Below are 6,534 nucleotides of genomic sequence, written 5' to 3' on the forward strand. Positions count from 1 at the left end.
GCACTCGGCCTTGCGGAAGTCGTTCCACTTCATGCCGTTCAGCTTGTTGGCGGTCTTGGCAGCCTGATACTTGGTGCTGCATTCGGCCATGCTCAGGCCCTTGCCGCTGTCGGCGGCCTCGGTCGAGGTCTTGGTCGCCTTGGCAGGCTTCGTGTCGGTCGCCGCCGCGGCGGCGCCGGCCGCGCATTCGGTCTTGCGGAAGTCGTTCCACTTCATGCCGTTCAGCGTGCCGGCGGCTTTCGCGGCCTGGTACTTGGCGCTGCATTCCTTGGCGGTCAGGCCCTTTGCCGAACTGTCGGCGGTCGCGGCCGTGGTTTCCTTGGCCTTCTTGGCCGGCTTGGTCTCAGCAGCCTTGGTGTCGGTCGCCGCCTTGGTGTCGGTCGCGGCCGAAGCGTCGCTGCCGCACTGGGCCTTGCGGAACTGGTTCCAGGTCTGGCCGGCGAGCGTTCCGGCGTCCTTGGCCGCGTTGTACTTGGTGCTGCACTCGGCCATGGTCAGGGCGTTGGCCGGCGCCGCCACGAAGAAGGCTGCGACGGCGAGGCCCGTCAATGTTGCAAGTCTATGAATAAGCATGGCGTTTTCTCCCTTGCTGCCGCCAGGTGGTGTCCCTATACCAAATCAATAGCTCTCAACTTCGGATTGCGCCAGATGCTTCCAGCGTGGACGCCGTCACAAAGTGTGTTGCTCCCGACAAGGTGATGAATTGCTTGCGGTTGGTCGCGCAAACAAGGTTCTTCCGGGCGGCTTTGGATAGAAAAGCTCGCCTCGGCTGGTATATTGCCGCTACAGTGAGAGGTCGTGGTAGGCTGTCGAATCACTTGAACCGCCAGCGACAATGATTTTCTAAGGAATGGTAATATATAATCACGAAATGTGATGATCGGATGCGGCCCAATTGTGGCACTACGGGCGGCTGAAACCGACGGGGACATTGGCAGGCATGGCAGGGCAGTATTTCGGCACCGACGGCATCCGCGGACGCGCCAACAAGTTTCCGATGACGGCCGAGGTCGCCATGCGGGTCGGCATGGCTGCCGGGCTTTCGTTCCAGCGCGGCAATCACCGGCACCGCGTCGTGCTCGGCAAGGACACGCGGCTTTCCGGCTACATGATCGAGAATGCGATGGTGTCGGGCCTGTGCGCCGCCGGCATGGACGTGTTCCTGCTCGGACCCATTCCGACACCGGCGGTCGCCATGCTGGTGCGCTCGCTGCGCGCCGATATCGGCGTGATGATCTCGGCTTCGCACAATCCCTACTACGACAACGGCATCAAGCTGTTCGGCCCCGACGGCTACAAGCTCTCCGACGAGATCGAGGAGCGCATCGAAGGCATGCTCGACAAGGATATCGAGCTTGCGCTTGCCGATTCCGATGGGCTGGGCCGCGCCAAGCGTGTCGACGGCGTCCACGACCGCTATATCGAATTCGCCAAGCGCACGCTGCCGCGCTCGATGTCGCTTTCCGGCCTTCGGATCGTCGTCGACTGCGCAAACGGCGCCGCCTACAAGGTGGCGCCCGAGGCGCTGTGGGAACTCGGCGCCGAGGTGGTGGCCATCAATGTCGAACCCAACGGCTTCAACATCAACAAGGAGTGCGGCTCGACCCATCCGGCCGGCCTGCAGAAGAAGGTGCATGAGGTGCGCGCCGATATTGGTATCGCGCTTGACGGCGACGCCGACCGCGTGGTCATCGTCGACGAGAACGGCGCGATCGTCGATGGCGACCAGATCATGGCGCTGATCGCCGAATCCTGGCACCAGAGCGGGCGGCTGGCCGGCGGCGGCGTGGTCTCAACCGTGATGTCCAATCTCGGTCTCGAGCGCTTCCTCGGCGACATGAAGCTGCAACTGCATCGCACCAAGGTCGGCGACCGCTACGTGGTCGAGCATATGCGCGCGCACGGCCTCAATGTCGGCGGCGAGCAGTCCGGCCATATCGTGCTCTCCGATTTCTCGACCACCGGCGACGGTCTGGTCTCGGCGCTGCAGGTGCTGGCCTGCATCAAGCGGCAGAACCGGCCGGTCAGCGAGCTGTCGAAGAAGTTCGAACCAGTTCCGCAGGTTCTGAAGAATGTCCGCATCTCCGGCGGCAAGCCGCTGGAGGAGGCGCCGGTCAAGGCAGCCATCGAGGATGCGCGCAACCGGCTCGGCAAGGCCGGCCGGCTCGTCATCCGGCCTTCCGGCACCGAGCCGCTCATCCGCGTCATGGCCGAAGGCGACGATCCGCAACTGGTCGAGACCGTCGTCAACGACATCGTCGGCATCCTTTCGGAAACCCGCAGCGACGCCTAACTATTTGCTTTTACGCAATTCCGGACGGAAGGCCACGGCGAAGTCGCCGAACCTCACCGCTACGCAGTTTTCCTGAAACTGCCCTGACAGCCGGCGCCAGCCGAGCCCGCCGCATCCACAAGCCCGCCGCCCGGCGGGCTTTCGTGCGCGCCCGCAGCGGCCCGGGGACAACGGCATTCCCTCTAAAATTGTATAGATTCGTGGTTAATCGGTACGGTTAAACGGCTTTTAACTTTTGCACTTCATTATCCACGCCGAGGTTCAACTTCGGGCGATGTCGTCCCGAGGCTTCTTAGGGGTGACAGCATGTTGAATACAGCAAGAATGGCATTGTTTGCCGCGCTGTTCGCGGGTGTGGCCGGGCCGGCGCTTGCCGCCGACCTCGCGGAACCGCCTCCGGTCGAAGAGGCGCCGCCGCCAGTCGTCGAGGCCCAGCCGGTCGATGTCGGCGGCTGGTACATCCGCGGCGATATCGACTACCACTGGTCGCGCTTCGGCGGCGGCGACTACATCACCTACGGCGCGGCGCCCCAGACCCAGGGCAGCTTCGCCAGCGGCAAGCTGAAAGGCGCCTTCTCCGCCGGCGCCGGCGTCGGTTACCAGGTCAATCAGTATTTCCGCACCGACCTCACCGCCGACTGGCTGGCCAAGTCCAATTTCAGCGGTTCGACCGATGGCTTCTGCGCCGGCGGGGTGCCCTGTACCTCCGTCGACACCTCGTCCTATTCGGCGCTGCTGCTTCTGGCCAATGCCTATGTCGACATCGGCACCTGGCATGGTGTCACGCCCTATGTCGGCGCCGGCATCGGCGGCGCCTGGGTCAAGTGGGACACGCTGCACAACACAGATCTCGACGGCTCGTTCGAGCATGCCGGCGGCAAGGGCTGGCGCTTTGCCTACGCGCTCATGGCCGGCGCCTCCTACTGCCTGACCGATCGCGTCAAGCTCGACGTCGGCTACCGCTACAGCCATATCAATGGCGGCAAGATGTTCGAATACGCTTCCGACAGCAATGTCGGCCCGGGTTACGATCGCGGCATCAACGTGCATGAAGTTCGCGGTGGCCTGCGCTATCAGTTCGGCAGGTCCGACTGCGCCCCGCCGCCGGAACCCTACGTACCGGAGCCGGAGCCGATCTACACCAAGTAATCGCTTCGAAGACCGGAAATTTTCCAACCGCCCGGCGCCAGCCGGGCGGTTTTCGTTTGCGCGCGGTTGGTAAAATGTCATCGAAATCAATTCGGTAACCGGCTGTTATCCTTAACCGCCACTTAACCAGTATGGTTAACAATGCATCCTGGAAACGGCAGCTGTGCTCGCGTTCGCGACTGGCGCCAACTTCAGGAGCCGGGGACCATGACATCAAAATCGCGTATCGCACTGGCGCTCGCCGCAATCGTGCTGATGCCGGCGACACAGGCGCTGTCGGCCGACTACGATCCGCCGATCTATGTCGACCAGGCGCCGGATTATCAGCCGGTCGAGGTCGGCTCGGGCTGGTACCTGCGCGGCGATGTCGGCTACGCCTTCAGCCATCCGTTTGAGCATCAGATATCGGCAAGCGGGTCTACGAGTTTCACCAACGATAGCAGCCTGTTCACGGGCAGCATCGGCATGGGCTACCACCTGAACGACTTTCTCAGGGTCGAGCTCAATGGCGGCATCCTGCCCACCAATAAGTTCGGCGACCACGCCCTGGTGCCGAATGGCTGCGCCGGTCACACGAACAACCTGGTTATCGTCGGCGGCACAGCGATCATCCAGTCAGTTGCCGCCACGGAAGACTGCGAAGCCACCAACCGGGCCACCAACAAGGGCTACAGCGTGATGGCCAATGGCTATGTGGACCTGGGCACCTATGTCGGGCTCACGCCCTATATCGGTGGCGGCGTCGGCATCGCCTACAACAAGTATTTCAAGACCCAGGGCGAACGGAAATGCGTGGAAGTTGATCCGGATTCGAGCGGTGCTGGCGGATTCACCTGTGACGATCCCGCGGGCTATGGTGGCTCCGAGGACTCAGAGGCGAAGTTCAACCTGGCCTATTCGATCGGCGCGGGTCTGTCCTATCAGGTCAGCAAAAATCTCTCCGTCGACCTCGGTTACGAGTATTTCTCGATCCCAAGCGGCAAATATGTCGCCTATGACAACGGCGCCTTCAATGTTCACAAGGGCATCGATTATCAGACGGTCAAGCTGGGTTTGCGCTACGACCTTTGGTGAGCGACAAAGCCTGGAAAATTGCCGACGGCGGATCACCGGTCCGCCGTTTTTGCTTCAGGGCGCGTAGTCGGGGCTATGCAAGTATCCCGCCAGCGACAAAAACTTTGCTCTTGACGCCGACAGCCTGAACGCATATCGCCGTCCGTGGGCCACCCCTCCCCAACGAGGGGCCACTATCTGGAAGGATAGACTCACGATGACGACGCTTACCAAGCCCGGATTCCGTCCGGCAAATCCCAATTTCTCCTCAGGTCCCTGCGCAAAACGTCCCGGCTGGTCGGCCGAGGCGCTGAAGGCTGCCGCGCTCGGGCGCTCCCACCGCGCCAAGATCGGCAAGGGCAAGCTCGAGCAGGCGATCGAGCTGACGCGCGAAATCCTCAAGGTTCCGGCCGGCTACCGGATCGGCATCGTGCCGGCATCCGACACCGGCGCGGTGGAGATGGCGCTGTGGTCGCTGCTCGGCGAGCGCGGCGTCGACATGGTCGCCTGGGAAAGCTTCGGTTCCGGCTGGGTGACCGATGTGGTCAAGCAGCTCAGGCTCGCCGACGTGCGCCGCTTCGAAGCGGGCTATGGCGAACTACCGGACCTCACCAAGATCGATTTCGACCGCGACGTGGTCTTCACTTGGAACGGAACGACCTCGGGCGTGCGGGTGCCGAACGGCGATTTCATTCCAACCGATCGCAAGGGTCTGACTATCTGCGACGCCACCTCGGCTGCCTTCGCCCAGAGGCTCGACTTCGAAAAACTCGATGTCGTGACCTTCTCCTGGCAGAAGGTGCTGGGAGGCGAGGGCGCGCACGGCATGCTGATCCTGTCGCCCCGCGCCGTCGAACGGCTGGAAACCTACAAGCCGGCCTGGCCGCTGCCGAAGATCTTCCGCCTGACCTCGGGCGGCAAGCTGATCGAAGGCATCTTCAAGGGCGAAACCATCAACACGCCATCGATGCTGTGCGTCGAGGACTATCTGGATGCGCTTCAATGGGCGAGGTCGATCGGCGGCCTGGACGCGCTGATTGCCCGCGCCGACGCCAATGCCGCGGTGCTCGATCGGTTCGTCGACAAGTCGCCATGGCTCGGCCACCTGGCCTCCGATCCGGCGACACGCTCGAATACCTCGGTCTGCCTCTCCTTTACCGACGTGCAAGTGGCGGCGCTCGATGCCGACGGTCAGGCGGCGTTCGCCAAGGGCATCGTCTCGGCGCTCGACACGGAAGGCGTCGCCTACGACATCGGCTCCTATCGCGACGCGCCGCCCGGCCTGCGCATCTGGTGTGGCGCGACCGTCGAGACGTCCGACCTCGAGGCGCTGCTGCCATGGCTCGACTGGGCCTTCGCCACGCAGAAGGCGTCGCTCAAGGCGGCGGCCTGAGATCATTGCACGGCGGCCTTCGGGCCGCCGATCCCCACACGGATCAATCCCATTTTGAAGGAGGCCGCCATGGCGCCCCGCGTTCTCGTATCGGATAAGCTTTCAACCACCGCCGTGCAGATCTTCAAGGATCGCGGCATCGAGGTCGACTACCTGCCCGATCTCGGCAAGGACAAGGAAAAACTGCTCGAAGTGATCGGCCAATATGATGGCTTGGCCATCCGCTCGGCAACCAAGGTCACCGAGAAGCTGATCAATGCCGCAACCAGGCTCAAGGTCGTCGGCCGCGCCGGCATCGGCGTCGACAATGTCGACATCCCGGCGGCAAGCCGCAGGGGCATCATCGTGATGAACACGCCCTTCGGCAATTCGATCACCACGGCGGAACACGCCGTTGCGATGATCTTCGCGCTGGCGCGCCAGATCCCGGAGGCCAACGCCTCGACGCATGCCGGCAGGTGGGAAAAGAACCGCTTCATGGGCATCGAGATCACCAGCAAGACGCTGGGCGTGATCGGCTGCGGCAATATCGGCTCGATCGTCGCCACCCGCGGCGTCGGCCTGAAGATGCATGTCGTGGCTTTCGATCCGTTCCTGTCGGACAGCCGCGCCGAGGAGCTCGGCGTCGAGAAAGTCGAGCTCGACG

The 6,534-nt window shown here is 63.0% G+C and carries 6 protein-coding genes; 5 read left to right on the forward strand and 1 reads right to left on the reverse strand.

From position 1 onward, the window contains the following. A partial coding sequence (locus EOA29_RS21065; RefSeq protein WP_127221409.1) for a hypothetical protein occupies positions 1–573 on the reverse strand: 573 nt, incomplete at its 3' end. Positions 574–940: 367 nt separating this feature from the next. Here EOA29_RS21065 and glmM point away from each other — a divergent pair. The 5 genes from glmM to EOA29_RS21090 all read left to right on the forward strand — a co-directional run. After that, on the forward strand, positions 941–2,293 hold the full coding sequence (glmM, locus tag EOA29_RS21070; RefSeq protein ID WP_127221411.1) for a phosphoglucosamine mutase: 1,353 nt from the start codon (positions 941–943) through the stop codon (positions 2,291–2,293). 306 nt (positions 2,294–2,599) lie between these two features. Continuing rightward, a complete protein-coding gene (locus EOA29_RS21075) occupies positions 2,600–3,442 on the forward strand; it encodes an outer membrane protein (protein WP_126091453.1) in 843 nt (280 codons plus the stop codon). Positions 3,443–3,649: 207 nt separating this feature from the next. After that, positions 3,650–4,516 carry an outer membrane beta-barrel protein gene (locus tag EOA29_RS21080; RefSeq protein WP_126091454.1) on the forward strand — a complete coding sequence of 289 codons (867 nt, stop codon included), beginning with the start codon at positions 3,650–3,652 and terminating at the stop codon, positions 4,514–4,516. Between the two features lie 196 nt (positions 4,517–4,712). Then, the gene (locus EOA29_RS21085) at positions 4,713–5,888 is read left to right on the forward strand and encodes a phosphoserine transaminase (protein ID WP_126091455.1); all 1,176 of its coding nucleotides are present in this window, start codon (positions 4,713–4,715) and stop codon (positions 5,886–5,888) included. Positions 5,889–5,957: 69 nt separating this feature from the next. Beyond that, the coding region (locus EOA29_RS21090; protein WP_281061100.1) for an NAD(P)-dependent oxidoreductase at positions 5,958–6,534 on the forward strand (577 nt) is incomplete at its 3' end.

This window comes from Mesorhizobium sp. M1E.F.Ca.ET.063.01.1.1, assembly GCF_003998155.1.
Lineage (GTDB): Bacteria > Pseudomonadota > Alphaproteobacteria > Rhizobiales > Rhizobiaceae > Mesorhizobium.